The organism is Pseudomonas umsongensis (assembly GCF_012647205.1).
GTDB classification, from domain to species: domain Bacteria; phylum Pseudomonadota; class Gammaproteobacteria; order Pseudomonadales; family Pseudomonadaceae; genus Aquipseudomonas; species Aquipseudomonas umsongensis.
This window is the reverse complement of sequence record NZ_CP051487.1, coordinates 2609609-2632125: the sequence shown is the minus strand read 5'-3', so window position 1 is coordinate 2632125 and position 22517 is coordinate 2609609. Positions and strand designations below refer to the sequence as shown.

The following is a 22517-nucleotide window of genomic DNA, read 5'->3' as shown; positions in this document are numbered from 1 at the left end:
CTCTACACATTTTTATTGTTGTTGTAGAGGTTCAGTATCCGCAGTCAGCCCACAGGCCGTTATCGTCTGCGCGTGACGACTAGCTGCGCAGCGCAGGTATTGCAGGCGTTCTACTCGATAGCTTCGTAGGGCAGCCCGACGTAGTTTTCGGCAATGTTGACCAACCCTGCGTGGGAGTTGAAGAAATACTCGCGGTCGGCCTGCTGCATCTTCTGGTCCCACGCGTCCTTGTGCTCGCCGAAGTCGTGCAACAGGTTGGTCATGAACCAGCTGAAACGCTCGCCCTTCCAGACACGGCGCAGTGCCACTTCGGAGTATTTTTCCAGCAGGTCGGTACGCCCCTCCCGATACACCTTGACCAGGATGCGATACAGGTAGCACACGTCCGAGGCGGCCAGGTTCAAGCCCTTGGCACCGGTTGGCGGCACGATGTGGGCAGCGTCGCCGAGCAGGAACAACTTGCCGTACTGCATCGGCTCGACCACGTAGCTGCGCAGCGGCGCGATGCTCTTCTCCAGCGAAGGGCCGGTCACCAGCTTGTCCGCCACCTCGTGTGGCAGACGTGCCTTGAGTTCACCCCAGAAACGCTCATCGGACCATTCTTCGACCTTGTCGGTTAGCGGCACTTGCAGGTAGTAACGGCTGCGGGTCAGCGAGCGTTGACTGCACAACACGAAACCCCGGTCGTGGTGGGCGTAGATCAACTCGTGGTTGACCGGTGGCGTGTCGGATAGAAGTCCCAGCCAGCCGAAAGGATATACGCGCTCGTAGTGGGTAAGCACTTCGTCAGGAATGCTCTTGCGGGCGACCCCGTGGAAGCCGTCACACCCGGCGATGTAATCGCAGTCGATTCGGTGGGTTTGGCCATCTTTCTCGTAGGTGACGTAGGGGCTGTCGCCCTTCATGTCGTGGGGCTGCACGTTTTCGACCGAATAGATGATCGGGGCACCCAGGGCGCTGCGGGCCTCCATCAGATCGCGCGTGACTTCGGTCTGCCCATAGACCATGACAGTCTTGCCACCGGTCAGTGTCTTGAGATCGACATGAATACGCTTGCCGGCCACCAGCAACTCGACGCCCTCGTGGACCAGGCCTTCGGCATCCATGCGTTCGGATACACCTGCTTCGCGCAGCAGGTCGACGGTGCCTTGCTCCAGCACCCCGGCACGAATTCGGCTGAGGACGTAGTCCGGTGTCTGGCGTTCGACGATGACGTTGTCGATGCCGGCGTTATGCAGTAATTGGCCGAGCAGGAGTCCGGAAGGACCAGCGCCGATAATAGCAACCTGAGTTTTCATTATTTTAATCTCTGATATGCGATTTCCAACCGTTTGCAGATGGCGGCCGGATTATTTTGTTTTATTTACCTCCTGCATTTTTACTGATGAAACTTGCAATAAAAGGTGATTTTTCAGGGTAAAATTGCACTTTTACAAATTTGGTTCGATTATCGAACGACCACACACACTGTACGTTTCCGTCCTCAAGGGTGCCGAACACGATGAAAAAAAGTGTCAATAACATCCCGGTGTTCAAGCTGTATGGTGAAAACAAGGCGTGGTCCACCCCGGACTTGCTGCACTGTGAATCCATACCCAAACGCAGCAGCCTGCACCATTGGGAGATCAAGCCGCACCGTCATGCCGACCTGTTCCAGTTGCTCTATGTGCAACGCGGCCAGGCAGTGGTCGAGATCGAGGGCAAGCGTAGTGACGTGTTGGAAGCGGCCATCCAGGTCATTCCGCCGCTGACCGTGCATGGTTTTCAGTTCTCGGAAAAAATCGAGGGTTATGTGCTCACCCTCGGCGCGCCACTGGTGGCCAAACTGGAGTCGCAATTGGGCGCGCCGTTGACCGTCCTGGCGTCTTGCGGGTGCTACCCGGTTGGGCGCGATCGTCGCTATATCAACACTCTGTTTGCCGCCCTGCTGGAGGAATACGAAAGCAGCGCACCGGCGCGCGACGTGCTGATGCACTCATTGGTCAGTGTGCTGATGGTCTGGACCAGCCGCCACAGTCAACTCAGCACGCCGCCAAGCAATCGTGGCGAACGCGACCAGCACTTGCTCAGCCGCTTCATCAAGTTGGTAGAGCAGCACTACCGCGAGCATCTGTCGGTGGAGGTGTTCGCCCAGCGCATCGGTCTCTCCAGCGTGCACCTGAACACCCTGTGCCGCGAACTGGCCGGGCAAACCGCGCTGCAGATCATTCACCAGCGCCTGCTGCTGGAAGCCAAGCGTAATCTGACTTACACCAACATGAGCATCAATCAGTTGTCCGACAGCCTGGGCTTCAGTGACCCGACCTATTTTTCACGCTTCTTTCGCCGTCTCGCTGGCCAGACACCGAATGCCTTCCGCCACGGCGTCGAGCAAAGCGGCGCGTGAACCGTCACGAACTTTGCGCACTCAGTCGAATTTTCTTAACAAGAAGCGTCACAGGTCGCTGCAACCATTAGCAGGGATAATCCATCTTATTGATTTAAAAGGAATAACAATAAAATCCAAGCTGGCACAATAGTTGAGTAGGACAACCTTGCGCAGGCAACAACTGCGGTCCACCACTCATAACAATAAGGTTGTCCTCCCATGCATCACAGACTCCCCCGCTGCACGCCCCTTTCGCTCAGCGCAGCCCTGTTGTTGGCCGGCAGCGCCTCACTGGCCGAGGCTACCGAAGGCGGTGTGTCGTCCTGGCCATTGGGCATTGAAATCTACGGCATGGGTATCCTGCCGCCGCCTGGCACCTACGGTCAGGTTTTCGTCGGCGACTACCTGGCCGATACCCTTCGCGACAACGCGGGCGACAAGGTGGCCGACATCGACCTGCGCGTCACCACCATTGTGCCTCGGTTCATCTGGGTCACCGAACAGCAGGTCTTGGGTGGCAGCCTGGGTTTCCACGCTTTGCTACCGCTCAATGACATGCGGCTGAACATCAAGAACGGCCCGCACGACCACAAGCGCGGCATCGGCGACGCTCACCTCGGCCCGGTGGTCGGGTTCCACCACAGTGACAAGTTCCACACCGCAGTGGGTATCGACTTCGTTCTGCCCACCGCCAGCGAATATGACAAGAACGACCTGATTAACCTCGGCACCAACTATTACACCGCACAAGCGGTGTATGCCATGACCTACATGGACCCCAAGGGTTTCAACGCCGATGTACGCCTGATGTACGATTACAACTTCGAAAATCAGGACACCCACTATCAGTCCGGCCGCGAACTGCACGCCGACTATACCCTTGGCTGGGGTTTGGGCAATGGCTGGGTCCTCGGCGTCGGTGGCCACGCTTACAAGCAGGTGAGCGATGACCAGTGCAGCGCTTCCAACTGCGCCGCCGCAGCCCAGGTCGATGCCGCCGATGGCAACCGTGGCAGCTCCTTCTCCATCGGCCCGGCGGTGCAATACGCCAGCCGGGACGGCTGGTTCCTCAGCGCCAAATGGCAAGATGAATCCGGTGTTCGCAACCGTACCGATGGCCAGGCCTATTGGCTGAAGTTCACTGTCCCGCTCTGAGCCCTGTCGCCAACAAAAATGCCCCGTGAGCATCGAGCCTCGGGGCATTGGGTTCAACCCGGCGCTAGCTTCCCTTGAGGCGATAGCTGACCTGGGCGCGACTCATGCCAAGCATCTGCGCCGCCGCCGTGATGTTGCCACCGGAGCGTTCCATGGCCAGGCGCACCAGGTGCAATTCGATTTCTGCCAGGGGTGTATTGAGCACCCGTTGGCTCCCGGAAACGAAGGCCTGCAGGCCTTCCAATACCGGCTCGCGAAGTGCGTCTGTGGTACCGCCCTCTTCGATGGGTGACCCTGCCTTGCCGGCCCCCTCATCACGGCGCTCGCCAGCCGACAAGCGCCCCTCTGGCGTCAGGCCGATGGCCATTGCCATCAACGGCGCGCCAATCTCGGCCAGATGCACGATATCAATGACCTCGCCATCACCGGCGGATATCACGCCACGCTCGATCAGGTTCTGCAGTTCACGAATATTGCCGGGAAACCGATAAGTCAGCAGTGCGTTGACCAGTCTGGTGCTGAAGCCCGCCAGCCGACGTCCGTGGCGCTGGCTGAAATGACGCAGGAAGTAGCTCATCAGCAGCGGGATATCTTCGCGGCGCTCGCGCAACGGTGGCAGATGAATAGGGAACACATTCAGTCGGTAAAACAAGTCTTCACGAAAACGTCCCGCCTCAACCTCGCGACGCAGATCCAGGTTAGTCGCGGCGATGACCCGTACATCCACCCGGATCGGCGCCGTGCCACCCACGCGCTCGATTTCACCTTCCTGCAAGGCGCGCAAAATCTTGCTCTGCGCACTGAAGCTCAACGTCGCTATTTCGTCGAGGAACAGCGTCCCGCCATGGGCCCGTTCGAAACGACCGGGACGCGAACGCTCAGCGCCGGTAAAGGCGCCGCGCTCGACCCCGAACAGTTCGGCCTCCACCAGGTTCTCCGGCAAGGTCGCGCAGTTGAGCGCCACCAGCGGCTTGTGCTGCCTCGAACTGGATTGGTACAGCGAGCGGGCGAACAACTCTTTGCCGACCCCTGATTCCCCGGTCAACAACACCGTCGCCTGAGTCGGTGCGACCCTTTGCAGCAATTGAGTGGCAACCACGAACGCCGCCGAAATGCCCACCAGCGGTTTGCCATCGGCCGGCTCCTCCAGCTCGGCAATGGTGGTCTCGGTCCCCGAGGCGTAGGTGCTGCGACTGAGGAAGTCGCTCGGGTCCAGATAGGCCAGGTCGGCATCGATGTCGTCCCACTGATCGGCCGGTTTGCCAACGATACGGCAGGCCGGGTGACCCATCGAGCGGCACTCCTGCTCGCGAAAGACGACCAGCCGGCCGAGCAACGACGAGGCGTACCCGCTGGCATAACCGATCTCCATCCAGCAGGCCGGTTCGCCGCCCAGGCCATAGGCTGCAATGTGCTCGTCGTCTTCGAGTGAGTTGTGCCAAAGGAACTCGGAATAGAAGTGTCCAATGCCAGAGTCGATTTCGAAACGCACCACCTCGACATTGACCATGCCTTCGAGCATGTGCAGCCGTGGTCCGGCGCTGTACAGGCTGGTGTCATCACCCTCCGGCCATTGCTCGCTGACCTGGGCAGCGTCACGCGCGCCGGCTTGCCAGCCGATCCGCGTAAGCAGGCCACGTGCCTTGTCGAACCCCAGCGCCTCGATCAGCTCGCGGCGGATGGCCCCGAACGCAGAACCTTGCAGCAGCATCATGCGCTGGCCACACAACCACACGCTGCCATCTTGAGGAGCGAAGGCCACCGTTTCCGCCAACTGCTCAGCAGTGGGAAAGCCGCTGCTGCCAAACTGGCTGGCGCGGTCGACGATCAGGCGCTTCTGCCGGCCAAGCATCTGCTTGAGAAAATCCTCACCGGCAGAGCGACCAGTCTTGGTGTGCGTAGTACGAGTCATGGGCAGTCAACAAGAGGCAGGTAGGTAACCTGTGAGTATGCCCAGCCCTCCAGCGGGGTCAATCCGCTTGCGATCGACTCCACTGCTCCTTGTCGTCCGCCTGCTCGATAACCGCACAGTTTCTGATGACGCTCACCTGGCGTCGAGCTTTCAACAGCGTGCGATTTTCTCTGCATAAATTTGCGCACAACTGCCTTCCAGTCCGAGCCACAGGCAGGATTCAGCGCGACCACAGTACAACTTAACTTATTGTTTATTAAGGAAATATACCTATTAAACAGACATGGCACGATAAATGTTAACAGGCACCTCTGCACATAAATAAAAAAAGAGGTGACCTCGTCATGACCACTACCCCTTTCGTTCGCCCTGCCTACCAGAACCTTGAATTGCAGCCACTCGCCGGACAATGGCGCGCCGGCAGCGCCGGTCGAACGTTGGACGTGTTCGACCCTTTCACTCAGACACGCTTGCTGCAGATCACCCAGGCCAATCGCGAAGACCTCGATGCCGCCTACCGCAAGGCGCGCGTCACCCAGCTCGATTGGGCCACCAAAGGGCCGGCCGAACGGGGCCAGGTGCTGCTCAACGCGGTGAAAATCTTCGACGAGCGTCGTGAAGAAATCATCGATTGGATCATCCGCGAGTCCGGCAGTACGCGCATCAAGGCGCAGATCGAATGGGGCGCCGCGCGCGCTATCACCCTGGAGTCAGCCAGCCTGCCCAGCCGCGTGCATGGGCGCATTCTTGCCTCCAACATCCCTGGCAAGGAAAGCCGCGTCTACCGCACCCCCCTGGGCGTGATCGGTGTGATCAGCCCGTGGAATTTCCCCTTGCACCTGACCGCACGCTCCCTCGCACCGGCCCTGGCGCTGGGCAACGCCGTAGTGGTCAAGCCGGCCAGTGACACCCCCGTCACCGGCGGCCTGTTGCTGGCGCGCATCTTCGAGGAAGCCGGCTTGCCATCTGGCGTGCTCAGTGTCGTCGTCGGTTCCGGCGCGGAAATCGGCGATGCCTTCGTCGAGCACCCGGTCCCGGCGTTCATCTCCTTCACCGGATCGACCCAGGTCGGCCGCAACATCGGCCGCATCGCCAGCGGCGGTGAGCATCTGAAGCACGTTGCCCTGGAACTGGGTGGAAACAGTCCGTTCGTGGTCCTGGCCGATGCCGACGTCGAACAGGCCGTCAGTGCCGCCGTGGTGGGCAAATTCCTCCACCAGGGGCAAATCTGCATGGCGATCAACCGCATCATCGTCGAACAGCCGCTGCTGGAAACCTTCACCCGGCGATTCGTCGAGCGAGTCAAGGCGCTGCCCTACGGCGACCCGAACAAAGCTGAAACGGTGATAGGCCCGGTGATCAACAGCAAGCAACTGGCGGGCCTGCAAGAGAAGATCGCCACGGCCCAAGCCGAAGGCGCCACGCTGCTGGTTGGCGGTGAAGCCCACGGCAACGTCCTGCCGCCGCACGTGTTCGGCAACGTCACCGCCGACATGGACATCGCCCATGAAGAAATCTTTGGCCCTCTGGTCGGCATTCAGTCTGCCCGTGACGCCGAGCATGCCCTGGAACTGGCCAACAGCAGCGAATACGGACTCTCCAGCGCCGTATTCACCTCCAGCCTGGAGCGCGGCGTGCAGTTCGCCCGACGCATCCACGCCGGTATGACCCACGTCAACGACATCCCGGTCAATGACGAACCCAACGCGCCGTTCGGCGGTGAGAAGAACTCCGGGCTCGGTCGCTTCAACGGCGATTGGGCGATCGACGAGTTCACCACTGACCACTGGATCACCTTGCAACATGCGCCAAGGGCGTATCCGTTCTGAGCTGCATGACGCCTCCCATGAACCCACCTGCCAATAAGAAAATGGAGTACGAAATGTCTTCACTCCTCAACAGCTCAGCTGTGAAACGGACCCTGTCTGCCTGCCTTGCCCTGCCCTTGATCGTGCTGGCTGGGAACGCCGCCGCCGATGGCGACGGCGTCTGGAAAGGCGGGGAAAACGTCTATGCCAAGGTGTGCGGCCACTGCCACGAAAAACAGGTCGGCCCGCAAATCACCGGCCGCCAGCTGCCAGCGCAGTACATCACTGCAATTGTGCGCAATGGATTTCGTGCCATGCCGGCCTTCCCTGCCTCGTTCATCGACGATAACTCGCTGCAACAGGTCGCCGAGTACATTTCCAAAACGCCTGCCCCGGCGGCCAAGCCTTGAGGAGCCTGCCATGAACGTCGAACGTCGCACGGTACTGAAGGGCTTGGCATTGAGCAGCCTGGCCGGCATAGCCGTGACCAGCTCCTGCCTGAGCATGGCCGGTAGTGTTCTGGGCGCTCAAGCCCAGCCTGTCTTGCCGACCCTGGTCCTGGTCAACAATGAGGTGGCCGAGTCGGTCTTCCTCCAGGGCGTCAACGCCAGCCCGGGGGGCAAGCAGGTCAAGGTACAGCGTACCGACCTCAGCCTGGACTTCATCCTGGGTTTTGAAAAACGCCTGCGCAGCGGCCAGCCGCAACGCATCATCGGCCTGGTCGACGATGCCAGCGCCGCATTGATCGTCGACTTGGCACGCAGCGCTGGCGCGCGCGTGCAGTGGCTCGGCCAGCACCGCGCCACGCCCCACGCTTCACAGCACCGTCTGCTCAGCGCCGAAGCCGCCAGCGGCTGCGCCCCCCAACTGGGCCTGAGCCTGAACGCCTGTGGCAGCGGCTTCAGCCTGACCGAACAGCGTATGCACAGCCTGCAAGCGCCGTTGCAAGCGTCTGCCACCGCCCGCAACAGAGACAGCTCAGACCAATGGGCCGCCACGCTGGGCTACACCCTTGCAGCCCTTGGCACCACCAGCGACCGGCAGGCACCACTGATTGCCCGCCGACCCGTGCCGCTTACCGGCAATTTCGTTTCGTTTTCGATCGAGGCTTGAAGGAGCTAATCAAATGACTGAGCAAATCAACAAGACCCTGCTCCCGCGCGGCGTCGACAGCGCAAACTTCGAGCAAGCCATCGCCAAGTTCCGCAAACTGCTGGGCGATGACAACGTCCTGGTCAAAGACGATCAACTGATCCCCTACGCCAAGATCATGATGGCCGTGGACAATGCCGAGCACACGCCATCTGCCGCCGTCACCGCCACCACCGTCGAACAGGTGCAGGGCGTGGTGAAGATCTGCAACGAACACAAGATCCCGGTGTGGACCATCTCCACCGGTCGCAACTTCGGTTACGGCTCGGCAGCACCAGGCCAGCGCGGACAGATCATTCTCGACCTGAAGAAGATGAACAAAATCCTCCACGTCGACCCTGAACTGTGTACCGCCCTGGTCGAGCCGGGCGTGACCTATCAGCAGCTCTACGACTACATCCAGGAACACAACCTGCCCTTGATGCTGTCGTTCTCCGCGCCGTCGGCCATCGCCGGTCCCTTGGGCAACACCATGGATCGCGGCGTGGGTTACACACCCTACGGCGAACACTTCCTGATGCAGTGCGGCATGGAGGTTGTGCTGGCCAACGGCGATGTGTACCGCACCGGCATGGGCGGCGTAAAAGGCGACAACGCCTGGCAGGTATTCAAGTGGGGCTATGGCCCGACCCTGGATGGCATGTTCACCCAGGCCAACTACGGCATCTGCACGAAGATGGGCTTCTGGCTGATGCCAAAACCTCCGGTATTCAAACCGTTCGAGATCAAGTTCGAGAACGAATCGGACATCGCCGAGATCGTCGAATTCATCCGCCCGCTGCGCATTGCCCAAGTCATTCCCAATTCGGTAGTGATCGCTGGCGTACTCTGGGAAGCCTCCACCTGCAACACCCGCCGTTCCGACTACACCAGCGAGCCGGGCGCGACCCCCGACGCGATCCTCAAGCAAATCCAGAAAGACAAGAACCTCGGCGCCTGGAACGTCTACGCCGCGCTGTATGGCACCAAGGAGCAGGTCGACGTCAACTGGAACATCGTCACCGGCGCCCTCAAGCAACTGGGCAAAGGCCGGATCGTCACCCAGGAAGAAGCGGGTGATACCCAGCCGTTCAAGTACCGCGCTCAGTTGATGTCAGGCGTGCCTAACCTGCAGGAATTCGGCCTGTACAACTGGCGTGGTGGCGGCGGCTCGATGTGGTTCGCACCGGTGAGCCAGGCCCGGGGCAGCGAGTGCGACAAACAACAGGCCCTGGCCAAGAAGACCCTCAACAAACACGGCCTGGACTACGTCGGCGAGTTCATCGTCGGCTGGCGCGACATGCACCACGTCATCGACGTTTTATATGACCGCACCAACCCTGAAGAGACACAGCGCGCGAACGCCTGCTTCGCCGAGTTGCTGGATGTGTTCGAGAAGGAAGGCTACGCCGTCTACCGCGTCAACACCGCTTTCCAGGAGCGGGTGGCGCAGAGCTACGGCCCGGTCAAACGCAAGCTTGAACATGCCATCAAGCGGGCGCTGGACCCGAACAACATCCTGGCACCGGGCAAGTCGGGCATCGACCTCGCCAACTCATTCTGATTGTGCTTGAGGCTCCGCCAGGACTGTCCTGGCGGGGCTTTTTATCGACAGGGAACACAATGACCTACACACAATTTCTGGTGGCCGCCGCGCTGGTGCTGGCCGCCCCTCTGACACTGGCCCAAGGCGACGTCGCTCAGGGCCAAGCCCTGTTCAAGACTCAGTGCGGCTTCTGCCACAGCCCCGAAGCGGGCAAGAACCTGATGGGGCCGAGCCTGCACGGCGTATTCGATCGCACCAGTGCCCAGGCTCCAGCCTTTACCTATTCCGCCGCCCTGCAAGGCGCCAGCCTGAAGTGGGACGACGCCAATCTGGACAAGTGGCTGACCAGTCCTGCCAGCCTGGTGCCGGGCAATGTGATGATGTTTGCGGGGCAGGCCGACAGGCAGAGTCGTCAGGATCTTATTGCTTATTTGAAGAGTTTGAGGTGAGTAAATCAAGCGTCGGGTCATACATCTGGGCATTGCGCCCATCCCCGTGTTGGCGTTGTTGGGGAGCCTTCACAAGTGACCTGAGTTTGATTTTGATCAAACTATCCATTGCTTTGCCAGCTAGACTGAAAATCAACACGACGTAATAAGTCGAGGTTGTACTTCATGTACTGGTTCCATCGTCACCGCCGCAGCCTATTGCACCTTACCCTCGCGGTATGGGTGCTGGCTGTGGCCGTGATGGCAATCCAGGGGTGTCTGGTACAGCCGATTCACAATTTGGCCGCCCCACACACTATCGAGCAGTATGTGGTGGATGGTCATGCGCTCCACGCCAATGGTTGCCTTCAAAACTGTGAAGACACTGCCACGGCGATAAAACCTTCATTGCAGACGCCAGCAGCGGATCCTGTCCACTGGGCCGCCCTGTTACTGCTAACAGCGGCAGTCCTGATATTGGTGCTTGATCCTGAGCAAAAATCCTCTCTGGCCACCCTTGTACTAAAACGTCCCGCGCCACCAAAAAGCCCGGTACGGCTGACATTCGTCCGTTTCAACGATTAGCCCCCCCTGTCTCAGAGTGGCAGAGCACAGGTTGCTCTGCCCTGCTGCGGCGCTTTTTCGCGACCAAGCCATTCTACTTATCCCTCACAATCTCAGGAGTTCATCATGCAAGTGCATTCTAAATGGGTTCTGGCTGCCGTCCTGGCTAGCAGTGCATTCATGGTCTCTGCCGAGGATGCCCATCACCCGGCCGACTCAACCGTGAGCACTGCTCCGGCATCGACGGCCGTGAACAATGCCATGACCGAGCAAATGCAAAAAATGCAGGCTGCACATGACAAAGCGGCAGCGGCTGAAACGCCAGCTGAGCGCCAGGCCGCCTTGCAAGAAGGCATGAAAGCGATGAAGGACAGCATGTCCATGATGAGCAAGGAACACAGTGCAATGGGTTGCATGGGCATGTCTGGTGCGAAGGACGGCGCAGGCAAAGGGATGATGGACATGATGATGCAGATGATGGAGCAACAGTCGTCCATGATGGAAATGCCAATGAAAAAGTAAATGTGCGGTAGAGCCGCGGAATGTTCTGGGCCATGGGCGCTTTACAGTTCCTTGCAGCCAATTGAGCTAACAACTCAGGTACAGAGCGCCTTACCCTGCTTGTAACTAGCAGCCTGCCCACTTGTGCAACTGTTTATGCCCCACGACCAAGGTGATCATCAGCAAAGGCACGAACGGTAAACACACCAGGCAAGTGAGGAGTACCAACCATGAGCCATACTGAATCGGCCTACGGTCTCTGGTCGCTGGTCATTATCAACTCATTAGTGTTTATCTTGTTCGCCTTCAGCTTCACCCGGCCCAAGACGCGCCGCGATTGGCGCTCCTTTGGCATGTTCTCGGCGTTCCTGGTGGCACTGTTTACCGAAATGTACGGTTTCCCGCTGACTATCTACCTGTTGATGCCCTGGCTCGCTCGTAACTTCCCTGGCATCGACTTCCTCTCGCACGACGCTGGGCATCTGCTCGAAACACTGATGGGCTGGAAGGTCAATCCGCATTGGGGGCCATTCCACATTTTCAGCAACCTGCTGATCGCTGGCGGCTTCTGGTTATTGGCAGCCGCCTGGCGTGTGCTCTACGAGGCCCAAGGTACTGGGCAGCTAGCGGTCGACGGGCCCTATGCGCGGATCCGTCACCCGCAGTACGTCGGTTTCGTGCTGATCATGTTTGGCTTTTTGTTGCAATGGCCCACGTTGATCACCTTGGTAATGTTCCCAATTCTCCTACTGGTCTACATCAAGCTGGCGAAGCGGGAAGAACAGGAGATGCTTGCACGATTCGGCGATGCCTACCGCACTTACCGTGAACGGACACAGGCATTCCTGCCTTGGTCAGCCCGCCGCAGTCCCTCCCCTACTGGCGCCCCTCCGAACTCAGGAAAACAGCCATGAACGCCCCCTGGAAAACCGGCATTTCCTTGGCCCTGACCATGGCCATTTCCTACAGCATCTGTGCGCTGCTCTATGCGCTATGGCCGGTGCAGGGAATCGCCTTTCTCAACGCCTTGTTCCATGGACTCGACTTCGGTCGCTTGCAAGCTCCGCAAGACTACGGTGTGGCGACTTTCGTCGGGCCGCTGCTGGTCTTGAGTGTATGGGGAGCGATGGTCGGCACCTTGTTTGCGTGGTTGTCCGCCAAGCTCCATGGCAGGCCTTGATAGGCGCTTCGAATCAGGAGGCCGTGATGAACCAATCACACATGCAGCACCAACAGGCGCTGGCATCAGGAAAAATGGCAAAAGATCCGATCTGCGGGATGATGGTGGACAAGACCACCGCGTTGTCACGAGAACGTGGCGGGCGCAGCTATTACTTTTGCAGCGATACCTGCCTGCGCACCTTCGAGTCGCCGGAAAATGAACTGAAGGCGATGAAAACCCGCGTGACTATCGCCCTGACCGGGGTACTGGCCTTGGCACTGCTGCGTGCAGGCGCCTTCATTGCACTCGCCGCTGGTGCCACACTGCTGACTTGGGCGCCGATCCCGGCACTCCCCTGGTTCACATGGGGTATATGGCTATTCCTGCTGGTAACACCGGTGCAGTTCATCGGTGGCTGGGGTTTCTATAAGGGGGCGTGGAACGCCATTCGCACCCTAAACATCAACATGGATTTTCTGATCGCCCTCGGCACGTCCGTCGCCTATTTCTATAGCGTCGCGGTGTTGTTCTTCCCAGACGTCCTGCCGGTCAAGGTGTCCGAACGTGACGTCTATTTCGAGGTGTCGGCGGTCATCATCGCCTTCGTGCTGCTGGGCAGGTACATGGAGGAGATCATCAAGACAAAATCCTCAGCCGCAGTACGACGCCTACTTGATCTCAAGCCTGCGATTGCGCACGTGATTCGTGATGGACAGGAGGTCGACTTGCCCGCTGAAAACGTCATGGTCGGCGAGTTTCTGGTGGTCAAGCCTGGCGAGAAGATCCCCACCGATGGCGATGTCAGTGAGGGTCAGTCAACGGTCGATGAGTCCATGCTGACCGGCGAGTCGATGCCGGTCGACAAACACCCGGGCAGCCCGGTAATCGGAGGTACGCTCAATGGCAGTGGCGTGCTCACTTTCAAGGCGAGCAGGATCGGTGCCGACACCGCACTGGCGCAGATTATCAAGATGGTCGAGGAGGCGCAGACCACTACGGCACAGATCCAGCGGTTGGCTGACCAGGTTACCGGCTACTTTGTGCCAGCAGTGGTGGCGGTCGCGTTGTTGGCCCTTGTCGGCTGGTCTCTTGTGGGGAATTTCCCGCAGGGGTTATTGGCCTTTATCGCGGTCCTGATCATTTCCTGCCCCTGCGCATTGGGCGTGGCGACGCCCGCCGCGTTAATGGTCGGTGTTGGCAAGGGCGCCGATAACGGCATCCTTATCCGTGGCGGTGAAGTATTAGAGCGGGCTGAAAAACTGAGTACGGTAGTGTTCGACAAAACCGGCACCATTACCCGAGGAGAACCCAACGTAACCGATGTGATCTCGCTTGGGACCGCGATGGAAAACGAGGTCTTGATGCTCGCCGCCGCCGTGGAGTCCGGTTCAGAACATCCGCTCGGCGCAGCGATAGTGCGCGCCGCACGGCATCGCGGCATCAGCCTGCCGAAGGCGACCGGCATCAGTGGGATCGCCGGTCACGGCATCGAAGGCAGTATCGACAGTCGCAAAATCTGGCTGGGCAACCGACGTTTGTTCGCCCGCCAAGGCATTTCGACCGAGGCTGCCGAGGAGCACCTCATCGGCCTGGAAGCCGATGGCAAGACCGCGATGCTGGTCGGGGTCGACGACCGCTTGCTCGGGGTAATTGCTGTGGCCGATACCATAAAACCTGAAGCGGCTGAAGCCGTTGCGGCATTGCAGGCCAGCGGCATCAAGGTCGTGCTACTGAGCGGCGACAACCACCGGACTGCCGAAGCGGTCGCGCGGCAGGTCGGCATCGAGCGAGTGATTGCCGAGGTCTTGCCCGACGACAAGGCCGCAATGATCCGTCAATTGCAAAGCGAAGGGCAGGTCGTGGCCATGGTTGGCGACGGTGTCAACGATGCACCTGCCCTGGCCACCGCTGACATCGGCATCGCCATCGGCTCGGGTTCCGATGTCGCCAAGGAAACTGGCGGCATCATCCTGCTCAAGAACGATGTACGCGACGTGGTCACCGCGATCAAGCTGTCGCGCGCAACCATGGTCAAGATTAAACAGAACCTGTTCTGGGCATTCATCTACAACAGTATCGGCATTCCAATTGCGGCCTTTGGCCTGCTTAATCCCATCATCGCTGCCGCCGCTATGGCGCTCAGTTCCTTGTCGGTAATCGCCAACTCCGCGCTGCTGAAACGTGCCCGTATTGGCTTGAGTCAGGAGGTTACATAATGAATCGCGAAGTTCTGATTATCTGCCTCCTGGTGAGTGTTGTGGGCATCGCCACCGTGCTTTACCTGCTGGGGTTGACCGGAAAATCGTTTGTCATAGCAGCGATTTTCCTGCTGTGCCCGGTCGTGGTCGGGGTGCAACTTTTCCGAGGTGTCCGCCAATTCGACAAGGACATGGCCGGGGCCAATCGGCAACTGAAAAGGAAGAATCTGCCTTGATACTTTATGCGACTCACCACCCTGAATTTCCGACGCATTGGACACGTAAACCGATGCTCTGGCTCGCTATGCTCACACCTACGATAGCGCTTCAGCAAAATTGGAAGTGGCCTTGCGTCATGACCCTCTCTCCCGTTCCCTGCAAGGAGTGCCATCATGAATCAACATAACTTGCCCCAGCACCGCGCAAGGGGCACCCACTGGTACTTTTTAGGCTTCCTGGCCATCGCCGGCTATTTCCTGTTTGCCGAGCACAGGGCTCACGTCCTTCCCTATCTGCCATTCCTACTGTTACTGGCCTGTCCACTGATGCATTTTTTCATGCATCGTGGGCATGGCGGACATAAACACGGTGAGAGTAATGAACATGCCAATTGCTGTGGACATCAGCACACCAGCGCTCGCAATGGCCAAGAGGCGCACGATGGTCTACCCGATAATCAGACGAAATATCCCGATCGCCCTGCATGACGATTCAACGTCTGTGCGTAATGCCATGAAGCCAGGTGCGCAGAGCCAGGGCGTCGGCTTGAACGCCTGGTTAGATGCACAATACGAGGCGTGTCCACAGTTCGAAGATCGATTGATGACCTAAGCCCGAACGTTTTAGATAACTGCGAGCACTCCACGAAACGCTTCGGCCTCCATCTCCACGAGACTGGAAGATGTACTGCCCTCATGCTCCAGCAGGAATCGTTTGACGAGCTGAAATCCAAGGGAATAGCCCAACCATCTTGGGAGGTCAGATGCACCGAAGAACCACGCGTCGTGGCCATAATCCTTGCGACTCCAGTAGCTTGCCGCCATTGCGACATGGCGTCGAATGTCAGACACATCGAGGCGCTCCCATGGTTCAGGTAAACCACCACAGACTTCCTGTGCAAAAGCGCCCGCCAGTCCCTCCGAAACAAGCGCTTCACCTAAAGACGATCCATAACCTGGCCCATCCCATCGGGCGGCATGGTGTAGCTCATGTGCAAACATTCGTTCGAGCGACGCTTCTTGGTTGGCTCTGAAAATGTCACTTGCAGGATCTACGGTCAAAAAAATAAGGCCTGGTTCCGGCGTATATCCCAGATGCCCCTTTTCTGGAATGACATGAGTGCCAGCTTTCACGATCACATCAAGTGGGCGCAACGGCATCAACGCACTTGCCTTTGCGTAGGTTGCTAACAGGCGGGTGTGAAGCCAATCACGGTGATCGATAAGCGCGCCGCGCGCGTCGATGAAATGGAAATTTATGGATGTCATTATCATGCCTCCTTGCATAAAGCCTTGGGTAACGCGATAAGTCGTCAACTGGATTGTGCCGATCAGCCATGTTCAGACCGACTGAGTTGAGTTCGTTTATTGATCAGTACGAAAATGCATGACCGCTCCAAACATTAACACTTGGCACCCTTCGCTTCTGCCTACGTTTTGCGCCGGAGAAACTTCATGACTATCGACTGGCTCAACTTCACCCCCTGGTCATCCCTCGCAGGCGGCGCTTTGATCGGCTTGGCGGCCAGTCTGTTCGTGGTCGCCAACGGGCGTATTGCAGGCATCAGCGGTCTGATCGGCAGTCTTTTACAGCGTAGAAGCGAGGGGGTGAGTGAGAAAGCACTGTTTCTCCTGGGCCTGCTCATCGCGCCGCTGCTATGGGGCTTGTTCGCCACGCTGCCGCGAATTGAGTTCCACAGCGGCTGGTTCGGACTGATTATTGCCGGTGCATTGGTGGGCATCGGCACACGGTACGGTTCCGGTTGCACCAGTGGCCATGGAGTGTGCGGCATATCGCGCCTGTCGCGGCGATCGATGGTTGCCACTGCGTGCTTCATGTTCAGTGGCTTCGCCACGGTGTATGTCTTGCGTCATCTGCTGGGGGGCTGAACATGATCAAACTGAGCGCATTCATTGCCGGCTTGCTGTTCGGCTTCGGCCTTCTGTTGGCAGGCATGGCCAACCCGGGAAAAGTATTGGCGTTCCTGGATCTGACCGGTGCCTGGGATCCTTCCCTGGCGCTGGTCATGGTTGGAGCGATTGGCGTCGCCATTGCCCCCCTGACCTGGGCACGCCGACAATCCAGCTCGCTGCTGGGACGGCCAATGCAGCTACCGGTCAAGCGTGAACTGGACCCACGCCTGATTGGCGGCAGCCTGTTATTCGGCATTGGTTGGGGAATCGCCGGGATCTGTCCAGGTCCTGCTGTAGTCATACTGCTGACCGGGCACTGGCAAGCCATCGTATTCATGCTAGCCATGCTGGCTGGCATGCTGTTGTTCACTGCGCTGGAGTCCCGGCGCAGCCATTGATCGGTTGGCTGCCATGAACGGTCGGTGGCGCGACCACTGCTGCAGCGTTGGCCGGCGGGAAGATGCGTTCGCCATAGAACCCCTTCGGTATCTGATAAATATCAAGGTTGTTTTTGACAGCCCTGTTAACTAGTGAAGGGTCACAGGCGATCGTCATGCTGAAATCCGTCATGTTGGCGAATGCGGGCTAACGCAAATTCCGCAATCGGTTAACTCAGAATTGGGTTCAGCTCACCCCCACCCAAGGCAGCCATACATGAAAAATAGCAAATTGGCCGTGCTTTTCTTCGTCGCATCCCTAACCCCCGCATGGGCCCTGGCAGCCGAGCCATCTCAACCGACCCAGACGCAGCAACAAACGCCAAATGTTGCCGAGTTCGATAAACAGATGGCTCAGGCGCAAGACACCTTCAAGAAGATGCAGGCACAGATGGAGAAAATCCAGCAAACCCAGGATCCCCAGCAACGGCAAAAGCTCCTTCAGGAGCATTGGGAAACGATGCAACATGGGATGAGCATGATGAATGGCATGTGGGGGCCGGGAATGATGGGCAAAAAACACATGATGGGTGGCGACCACATGATGGGTGCTGGCCACACGATGGGCTGGCACGACTACTCAAACCTGACCCCGGAGCAAAAGAGTCAACGCCAGTACATGATGGAAAGGTACACCGGGATGCAACAGATGATGATGGATCACATGATGTGGCATCAAAACTACATGCAGGGGCAGCCGCCAGCCAAGCCCGGCCAATAAGAACAGCGCAATTACCGCTGCACCGTCGAACCACTGCATCTCGGTTACCTCGGCCCTGAGCGGTTCGACGGCAGCAACCTCTGGGGTTACGACAAAGCGGGCAGGACGACTGGGCGTGAACAGGCAGTTGCCCTTCCCGTCTTTCGCCGGACTGTCGAAAAAGCAACATGAAGTGAATCTAAACGTCGATCAAGCGAGGTGCCTGGTGCGAATCGATGATTGGAATCATGCCAGATGCCTGATTGTCCGCGATCCACTTCCTGGCCAGCTCCACGTCAAAGTGCCAGCCGTGGACTTTTATCAGCACAAGCGCCGCACCGGTGATTCGATAATGCCCGCACTTCGGACAGGCCCTCTCCAGATAATCTTCATCAGCATCAATTGCCGTTGCAGGCCCGTTGCAAATCAAGCAAGTCATGAGCTTCACCTGTTTGGCTGATTGCTCAAATGTAGCTGAACTCAACACCTGATCCTCACGGCGTCTGTCGTTCATTTTAGGCTACGCCTTGCGTTCAAATGTTCGCCTTGGGGACTGGCTGATGGATGAATGAGTTCCAGGCCTCACAAACATCGCGATGCCTCTGAACGGCCAGATCCCAATCGATCCCCGCCATGTCTCGTGATGAAACCAGCAGCATCATGCTTGTAGTTGAAGCATCCAACTCAAGCAGCAGCTCCGCTCAACTTGCTCTGGCTCAGCTACAAGGAGCCGTAAATTCAGGCAACCTTTAATGAGTCGACATGCACTCTCCCATAAGCCATCAGCTGAAGATACTCTCGCCATTTTTGGAAGGCTTGCTGCTGCCTGGTGGAGGCCGCGATCCACTCTGCGCCACCGATTAGCTCGACCGAGATGGCCATCATCTGCTCAATAGCAAGATCAAGTTCATTTGCGAGCTCACGCCCATTCGGCAAATCGAGGATTAGCGGTCGCATAAGGAACCTTTCTTTTTTTGGGCTACTTCATCGACTTGCCAATTGGCTGATCGTGCGTGAGCCCTGACGAACGGTTAACTCCCCCCTGTTCAACCCAATGCCGACCGCCGTGCGCGGCGTGGAGCATTCAATGAAAAAGAACTCATTAAGATGGCTCGAGGGCTGTCTCGGAAGAACTTGGCAGGGGTCAGCAGTCGAACTTACGTTTCAAAACTGGAACGGGGTCAAAGAGCCCGACTTGACTTGCCTAGTTCCAGCCAAGCCAGGCCCTTAGGTGGCCGGGATAGCTCCGTGCAGGGTCGCAGCTGTCGGCCAAAAGGGGCCAAAAGTGACCTTTTAAAATCAAGTCGACAAGGCAACCCGCCCTATCCCGGCAAACTCGACTTCCACTTGCACCCCGGCCGATGCCCAGTAAATACCGGTCCAGCTACCACAAGCCACCAGGTCACCGGCTCGCAAAGGGTTGCCCAATGCCGCAGCGTGACGCGCCAACCACGGCAGCGAACTCAGCGGCTCACCGAATGGATGGCTGCCAACGCCGACGAACTCAGGCTTCCCGTCTACCCGCAACACCGCCTGTTGTCTTGACCAATCCGGCATTTCCCCCATCGTTTGCGGTGCACCGAGTACCAGCGCGCGGTTGAGTTGCTGGTCGGCCAGCCGAAGCAGTGGCGCGGCCTGAGCGCCCTGCAGCCAGCGCGTACCACACAGTTCGATGCCCGGCATCCAGACATCGACCGCCGCACGTGCCATGGCCAGATCCGTGTGCTGGTCGAGGTCGCGCAACAGGCGCACGATCAGCTCTCCCTCGATCCCGAAACCAAAGGCATCGCCCGGCGGAACCTGCCAACCGCAGGGGTGTATCGCCATTGCAGGTACCCCGGCGGCGCTGATCAGCCCTCCCGGTGCGCCGCCCAGTTTCCAGGCCGCTGGCGGCCCGTCGGCGAACCAGCCGAGGGCATCCGCGACCTGATGCTGCACGGCATAGGCTTGGGCTTCGTTAGCCAGTTCCATGGTTGGCAACGGTTGCTGGCGCCCCTCACGCCAACCACGAATCAGGGTGGCGGCGACCTGCGCGACCGCACTCACAATGGCAACTCAGTCTTGCGACGGCGCACTTGCGCCGGCGCCGGGCGCTCGCACGGCAGAAACCGGCCCCGACCCGCCTCACCGCGTGGCTCGCCGTCCCAGACCACCTCACCGCGAGACAGGGTCATGGCCCGCCAGGCGCTCAGCGTCATGCCGGCGTAAGGCGTGTAATCGACGTTGTGGTGCAGCATTTCGTTGCACAGGTGCACCGACTCTCCTTCGTTCCAGATCACCAGGTCGGCATCGGCACCGATAGCGATGCTGCCCTTGCGTGGATACAACCCATACATCTTGGCGGCATTAGTGGAGGTCAGCGCAACAAAGCTTTGCGGGGTAATGCGCCCACTGCGCACGCCTTCGGACCAGAGCAATGCCATGCGGGTTTCGACACCGGGAATGCCGTTGGCGATCTGGTCGAACGACACTTCTTCACCGTGAGCCTTCTTGCCATCAGGGCCATCGAAGCGAAAGGGTGCGTGGTCTGACGAGAAAATCTCGAACGAACCGTTCTCCAGGCCATCCCAGATCACCTGCTGGTTGGCGGCATCGCGCGGCGGCGGGCTGCAGACGCACTTGGCACCTTCGAAGCTGTCGTCACACCCCAGCGAGGCGGCGGTCAGGAACAGGTACTGCGGGCAGGTTTCGGCGTACACCTTCAACCCCTGACTCTGGGCCCAGCGAATCTGCTCCACGGCCTCGCGACCCGACACATGCACGATCAGGATCGGCACATCCACCAGCTCGGCAAGGGCGATGGCGCGATGGGTCGCTTCGCGCTCCACCAGCATCGGCCGCGACGCGGCGTGATAGCGCGGCGCAGTCAGCCCGGCCGCCAGTAGCCGCTCGGTCAGCCAGGCGATGCAATCGCTGTTCTCGGCGTGGAGCATCACCATGGCGCCCTCGCGGCGCGCGACCGACAACGTCTCGAGAATCTCCCGGTCGCCCAGTTTCAGCGCATCATAGGTCATGTAGATCTTGAACGATGTATAGCCCTCAGCAATCAAGGCCGGCAGTTCTTCACGCAGCACCTGCGGGGTGGGATCGGTGACGATCAGGTGGAAGGCATAATCGATCACCGGCTTGTTCCCCGCCCGACGATGGTAGTCATCGACGGCAGAACGCAAGCTTTCGCCCTTCTGCTGACAGGCGAACGGGATGACGGTGGTGGTGCCACCGCAGGCCGCCGAAACCGTGCCGCTGAAAAAGTCGTCGGCCATCACCGAGCCGTCGCCGGTCGGCTGGTCGAGGTGCACGTGGCTGTCGATGCCACCGGGGGTGACATGCCGGCCTGCCGCGTCGATTTCCTGGTGACCTGGCGGCAGGTCCAGGCCAAGGGAGACGATGCGCCCATCCCGAATGCCGATATCGCTGGTAAACGTGTCCGCGGCGGTTACCACGCGGGCGTTGCGAATCACCGTATCGAAAAATTGCATATCAGGCCGCCTTGAAATGACTGTGGTTGAGCGAGCGTGATTGCCACGCAATCAACCGCGCTCAAGCCAGGCACGGGCGATCTCTTCCCGCGTGGCAAACCAGACACCACCGTGTTGCCTGGCATACTCGATGAATTGCTTGATCGCCCTTACCCGCCCGGGACGGCCTACCATGCGCGGGTGCAGCCCGATCGACATCATCCGTGGCCCTTCAGCGGATTCCTCATACAGGACTTCAAAGCTTTCTTTCATGTACTCGAAAAAGTCCGATGCCTGGGAAAGCCCTGGAGAATTCCAGTAGCGGAAATCGTTCACATCAGCGGTGTAAGGCACCACGAGGTGCCGCTTGCCCTCGACCTCGACGAAGTAGGGAACATCGTCGTTGTAGGCATCGGAATCGTAAAGAAAACCGCCCTCCTCGGCGACCAGGCGCCGTGTGTTGACGCTGGCGCCATAGCGGCAATACCAACCAACAGGACGCTTGCCACAGGTGCGCTCGAAGGACTCGATGGCCAAGCGCATGTGTTCACGTTCCTGCTCTTCAGTCAGGCGAAACACCTCTTCCCAGCGATACCCGTGACTGCAAATTTCGTGACCACCGGCCACTGCAGCGCGAGCAACATCGGGATTCTGCTCAAAGGCGACAGCGCAGGCATGAAACGTTGCTCTTACCGATTGCTGATCGAGAATATCCAGAATCCGCCAGATCCCCACGCGCGAGCCGTACTCATACATGGACTCCATCGCCAGATTGCGTGTGCCGTCGGGTATTGAATAGCTACCCCATTCGGTCATGGACTCCTGGTCCGGGTCGCCCATGGCGAGCGAGCGTTCGGAGCCTTCTTCGTAGTTGATCACCAGGCTGATGGCCAATCGTGCGCCATTCGGCCAGGTGCCTTGCGGGCGTTTTCTACCGTAACCCACTAAATCGCGTGCAGGTGAAACCATCGGGATCGTCTCCTGAAGTGACTGGTTAAAAAGTACGTAGCGAAGGTA

At 58.9% G+C, this 22517-nt stretch carries 25 protein-coding genes and 1 pseudogene; 18 read left to right on the top strand and 8 right to left on the bottom strand.

All coding sequences use genetic code 11. The annotated features are described in order from the left end of the window. Positions 1-110: 110 nt before the first annotated feature. A complete protein-coding gene (gene pobA, locus HGP31_RS12090; protein WP_020800229.1) occupies positions 111-1298 on the bottom strand; it encodes a 4-hydroxybenzoate 3-monooxygenase in 1188 nt (395 codons plus the stop codon). Positions 1299-1501: 203 nt separating this feature from the next. On the opposite strand from pobA, the gene HGP31_RS12085 reads away from it, so the two are divergent. Further along, a complete protein-coding gene (locus tag HGP31_RS12085) occupies positions 1502-2386 on the top strand; it encodes a helix-turn-helix domain-containing protein (protein WP_020800230.1) in 885 nt (294 codons plus the stop codon). 201 nt (positions 2387-2587) lie between these two features. Then, positions 2588-3523, top strand: a complete 936-nt coding sequence (locus HGP31_RS12080) for a SphA family protein (protein WP_168757819.1) — start codon at positions 2588-2590, stop codon at positions 3521-3523. 64 nt (positions 3524-3587) lie between these two features. Here HGP31_RS12080 and HGP31_RS12075 read toward each other — a convergent pair whose 3' ends face one another. Continuing rightward, positions 3588-5435 carry a sigma-54-dependent Fis family transcriptional regulator gene (locus HGP31_RS12075; protein WP_083348767.1) on the bottom strand — a complete coding sequence of 616 codons (1848 nt, stop codon included), beginning with the start codon at positions 5433-5435 and terminating at the stop codon, positions 3588-3590. Positions 5436-5779: 344 nt separating this feature from the next. Here HGP31_RS12075 and pchA point away from each other — a divergent pair, with 344 nt between their 5' ends. The 13 genes and pseudogenes from pchA (at position 5780) to HGP31_RS12010 (ending at position 15480) form a co-directional block, all read left to right on the top strand. Next, positions 5780-7264 carry a 4-hydroxybenzaldehyde dehydrogenase gene (gene pchA, locus HGP31_RS12070; protein ID WP_083348766.1) on the top strand — a complete coding sequence of 495 codons (1485 nt, stop codon included), beginning with the start codon at positions 5780-5782 and terminating at the stop codon, positions 7262-7264. Positions 7265-7317: 53 nt separating this feature from the next. After that, entirely contained in the window at positions 7318-7653 is a 336-nt protein-coding gene (locus HGP31_RS12065) for a c-type cytochrome (RefSeq protein WP_020800235.1), read from the top strand. A gap of 10 nt (positions 7654-7663) precedes the next feature. Further along, complete coding sequence (locus tag HGP31_RS12060) at positions 7664-8356, top strand: hypothetical protein (protein WP_168757818.1); 693 nt, start codon at positions 7664-7666, stop codon at positions 8354-8356. Between the two features lie 13 nt (positions 8357-8369). After that, on the top strand, positions 8370-9938 hold the full coding sequence (locus tag HGP31_RS12055) for an FAD-binding oxidoreductase (RefSeq protein WP_168757817.1): 1569 nt from the start codon (positions 8370-8372) through the stop codon (positions 9936-9938). Between the two features lie 59 nt (positions 9939-9997). Then, positions 9998-10369 carry a c-type cytochrome gene (locus HGP31_RS12050; RefSeq protein ID WP_020800238.1) on the top strand — a complete coding sequence of 124 codons (372 nt, stop codon included), beginning with the start codon at positions 9998-10000 and terminating at the stop codon, positions 10367-10369. Between the two features lie 165 nt (positions 10370-10534). After that, complete coding sequence (locus tag HGP31_RS12045) at positions 10535-10933, top strand: hypothetical protein (RefSeq protein ID WP_033039548.1); 399 nt, start codon at positions 10535-10537, stop codon at positions 10931-10933. A 105-nt stretch (positions 10934-11038) separates the two neighbouring features. Beyond that, on the top strand, positions 11039-11434 hold the full coding sequence (locus tag HGP31_RS12040) for a hypothetical protein (RefSeq protein WP_168757816.1): 396 nt from the start codon (positions 11039-11041) through the stop codon (positions 11432-11434). Between the two features lie 111 nt (positions 11435-11545). Further along, positions 11546-11614: pseudogene (locus HGP31_RS30960) on the top strand (DUF2933 domain-containing protein); the annotation flags it as partial. Positions 11615-11643: 29 nt separating this feature from the next. Further along, positions 11644-12327 (top strand): methyltransferase family protein, encoded by a 684-nt coding sequence (locus HGP31_RS12030; protein ID WP_020800241.1) that lies wholly within the window; start codon positions 11644-11646, stop codon positions 12325-12327. Then, positions 12324-12593 (top strand): DUF5676 family membrane protein, encoded by a 270-nt coding sequence (locus HGP31_RS12025; protein ID WP_020800242.1) that lies wholly within the window; start codon positions 12324-12326, stop codon positions 12591-12593. Before HGP31_RS12030 ends, HGP31_RS12025 begins: the two co-directional genes overlap by 4 nt. Before the next feature lie 26 nt (positions 12594-12619). Next, positions 12620-14791: a heavy metal translocating P-type ATPase gene (locus HGP31_RS12020; protein WP_168757815.1), complete on the top strand. Its 2172-nt coding sequence runs from the start codon at positions 12620-12622 to the stop codon at positions 14789-14791. Next, positions 14791-15009: a hypothetical protein gene (locus tag HGP31_RS12015; protein WP_020798990.1), complete on the top strand. Its 219-nt coding sequence runs from the start codon at positions 14791-14793 to the stop codon at positions 15007-15009. Before HGP31_RS12020 ends, HGP31_RS12015 begins: the two co-directional genes overlap by 1 nt. Before the next feature lie 156 nt (positions 15010-15165). After that, the gene (locus HGP31_RS12010) at positions 15166-15480 is read left to right on the top strand and encodes a DUF2933 domain-containing protein (RefSeq protein WP_080725277.1); all 315 of its coding nucleotides are present in this window, start codon (positions 15166-15168) and stop codon (positions 15478-15480) included. Positions 15481-15615: 135 nt separating this feature from the next. Here HGP31_RS12010 and HGP31_RS12005 read toward each other — a convergent pair whose 3' ends face one another. Next, positions 15616-16260, bottom strand: a complete 645-nt coding sequence (locus HGP31_RS12005) for a DUF2268 domain-containing putative Zn-dependent protease (protein WP_110753841.1) — start codon at positions 16258-16260, stop codon at positions 15616-15618. 186 nt (positions 16261-16446) lie between these two features. Here HGP31_RS12005 and HGP31_RS12000 point away from each other — a divergent pair, with 186 nt between their 5' ends. The 3 genes from HGP31_RS12000 (at position 16447) to HGP31_RS11990 (ending at position 18063) form a co-directional block, all read left to right on the top strand. Further along, positions 16447-16881, top strand: coding sequence for a YeeE/YedE family protein (locus tag HGP31_RS12000; RefSeq protein WP_168757814.1), 435 nt, complete (start codon positions 16447-16449; stop codon positions 16879-16881). A 2-nt stretch (positions 16882-16883) separates the two neighbouring features. Next, the gene (locus HGP31_RS11995; RefSeq protein ID WP_168757813.1) at positions 16884-17303 is read left to right on the top strand and encodes a DUF6691 family protein; all 420 of its coding nucleotides are present in this window, start codon (positions 16884-16886) and stop codon (positions 17301-17303) included. A gap of 256 nt (positions 17304-17559) precedes the next feature. Then, positions 17560-18063 (top strand): hypothetical protein, encoded by a 504-nt coding sequence (locus HGP31_RS11990; protein ID WP_168757812.1) that lies wholly within the window; start codon positions 17560-17562, stop codon positions 18061-18063. Positions 18064-18241: 178 nt separating this feature from the next. Here the strand turns inward: HGP31_RS11990 and HGP31_RS11985 are convergent, their stop codons facing one another. The 5 genes from HGP31_RS11985 to HGP31_RS11965 all read right to left on the bottom strand — a co-directional run bounded on the left by HGP31_RS11985 (position 18242) and on the right by HGP31_RS11965 (position 22469). Further along, positions 18242-18556: a hypothetical protein gene (locus tag HGP31_RS11985; RefSeq protein WP_080725278.1), complete on the bottom strand. Its 315-nt coding sequence runs from the start codon at positions 18554-18556 to the stop codon at positions 18242-18244. A 224-nt stretch (positions 18557-18780) separates the two neighbouring features. Further along, positions 18781-18999: a hypothetical protein gene (locus tag HGP31_RS11980; RefSeq protein ID WP_020798998.1), complete on the bottom strand. Its 219-nt coding sequence runs from the start codon at positions 18997-18999 to the stop codon at positions 18781-18783. A 342-nt stretch (positions 19000-19341) separates the two neighbouring features. Continuing rightward, entirely contained in the window at positions 19342-20088 is a 747-nt protein-coding gene (locus HGP31_RS11975; protein WP_168757811.1) for a fumarylacetoacetate hydrolase family protein, read from the bottom strand. Beyond that, positions 20085-21521 (bottom strand): dihydropyrimidinase, encoded by a 1437-nt coding sequence (gene hydA, locus HGP31_RS11970; RefSeq protein ID WP_168757810.1) that lies wholly within the window; start codon positions 21519-21521, stop codon positions 20085-20087. Before hydA ends, HGP31_RS11975 begins: the two co-directional genes overlap by 4 nt. A 51-nt stretch (positions 21522-21572) precedes the next feature. Continuing rightward, positions 21573-22469, bottom strand: a complete 897-nt coding sequence (locus HGP31_RS11965) for an allantoinase PuuE (RefSeq protein ID WP_020799001.1) — start codon at positions 22467-22469, stop codon at positions 21573-21575. Between the last annotated feature and the right edge of the window lie 48 nt (positions 22470-22517).

Coding starts and splice junctions, on each gene's coding strand:
- pobA (WP_020800229.1), bottom strand. CDS start 1,298: ATGAAAACTCAGGTTGCTATTATCGGCGCTGGTCCTTCCGGACTCCTG.
- HGP31_RS12085 (WP_020800230.1), top strand. CDS start 1,502: ATGAAAAAAAGTGTCAATAACATCCCGGTGTTCAAGCTGTATGGTGAA.
- HGP31_RS12080 (WP_168757819.1), top strand. CDS start 2,588: ATGCATCACAGACTCCCCCGCTGCACGCCCCTTTCGCTCAGCGCAGCC.
- HGP31_RS12075 (WP_083348767.1), bottom strand. CDS start 5,435: ATGACTCGTACTACGCACACCAAGACTGGTCGCTCTGCCGGTGAGGAT.
- pchA (WP_083348766.1), top strand. CDS start 5,780: ATGACCACTACCCCTTTCGTTCGCCCTGCCTACCAGAACCTTGAATTG.
- HGP31_RS12065 (WP_020800235.1), top strand. CDS start 7,318: ATGTCTTCACTCCTCAACAGCTCAGCTGTGAAACGGACCCTGTCTGCC.
- HGP31_RS12060 (WP_168757818.1), top strand. CDS start 7,664: ATGAACGTCGAACGTCGCACGGTACTGAAGGGCTTGGCATTGAGCAGC.
- HGP31_RS12055 (WP_168757817.1), top strand. CDS start 8,370: ATGACTGAGCAAATCAACAAGACCCTGCTCCCGCGCGGCGTCGACAGC.
- HGP31_RS12050 (WP_020800238.1), top strand. CDS start 9,998: ATGACCTACACACAATTTCTGGTGGCCGCCGCGCTGGTGCTGGCCGCC.
- HGP31_RS12045 (WP_033039548.1), top strand. CDS start 10,535: ATGTACTGGTTCCATCGTCACCGCCGCAGCCTATTGCACCTTACCCTC.
- HGP31_RS12040 (WP_168757816.1), top strand. CDS start 11,039: ATGCAAGTGCATTCTAAATGGGTTCTGGCTGCCGTCCTGGCTAGCAGT.
- HGP31_RS12030 (WP_020800241.1), top strand. CDS start 11,644: ATGAGCCATACTGAATCGGCCTACGGTCTCTGGTCGCTGGTCATTATC.
- HGP31_RS12025 (WP_020800242.1), top strand. CDS start 12,324: ATGAACGCCCCCTGGAAAACCGGCATTTCCTTGGCCCTGACCATGGCC.
- HGP31_RS12020 (WP_168757815.1), top strand. CDS start 12,620: ATGAACCAATCACACATGCAGCACCAACAGGCGCTGGCATCAGGAAAA.
- HGP31_RS12015 (WP_020798990.1), top strand. CDS start 14,791: ATGAATCGCGAAGTTCTGATTATCTGCCTCCTGGTGAGTGTTGTGGGC.
- HGP31_RS12010 (WP_080725277.1), top strand. CDS start 15,166: ATGAATCAACATAACTTGCCCCAGCACCGCGCAAGGGGCACCCACTGG.
- HGP31_RS12005 (WP_110753841.1), bottom strand. CDS start 16,260: ATGACATCCATAAATTTCCATTTCATCGACGCGCGCGGCGCGCTTATC.
- HGP31_RS12000 (WP_168757814.1), top strand. CDS start 16,447: ATGACTATCGACTGGCTCAACTTCACCCCCTGGTCATCCCTCGCAGGC.
- HGP31_RS11995 (WP_168757813.1), top strand. CDS start 16,884: ATGATCAAACTGAGCGCATTCATTGCCGGCTTGCTGTTCGGCTTCGGC.
- HGP31_RS11990 (WP_168757812.1), top strand. CDS start 17,560: ATGAAAAATAGCAAATTGGCCGTGCTTTTCTTCGTCGCATCCCTAACC.
- HGP31_RS11985 (WP_080725278.1), bottom strand. CDS start 18,556: ATGAACGACAGACGCCGTGAGGATCAGGTGTTGAGTTCAGCTACATTT.
- HGP31_RS11980 (WP_020798998.1), bottom strand. CDS start 18,999: ATGCGACCGCTAATCCTCGATTTGCCGAATGGGCGTGAGCTCGCAAAT.
- hydA (WP_168757810.1), bottom strand. CDS start 21,521: ATGCAATTTTTCGATACGGTGATTCGCAACGCCCGCGTGGTAACCGCC.
- HGP31_RS11965 (WP_020799001.1), bottom strand. CDS start 22,469: ATGGTTTCACCTGCACGCGATTTAGTGGGTTACGGTAGAAAACGCCCG.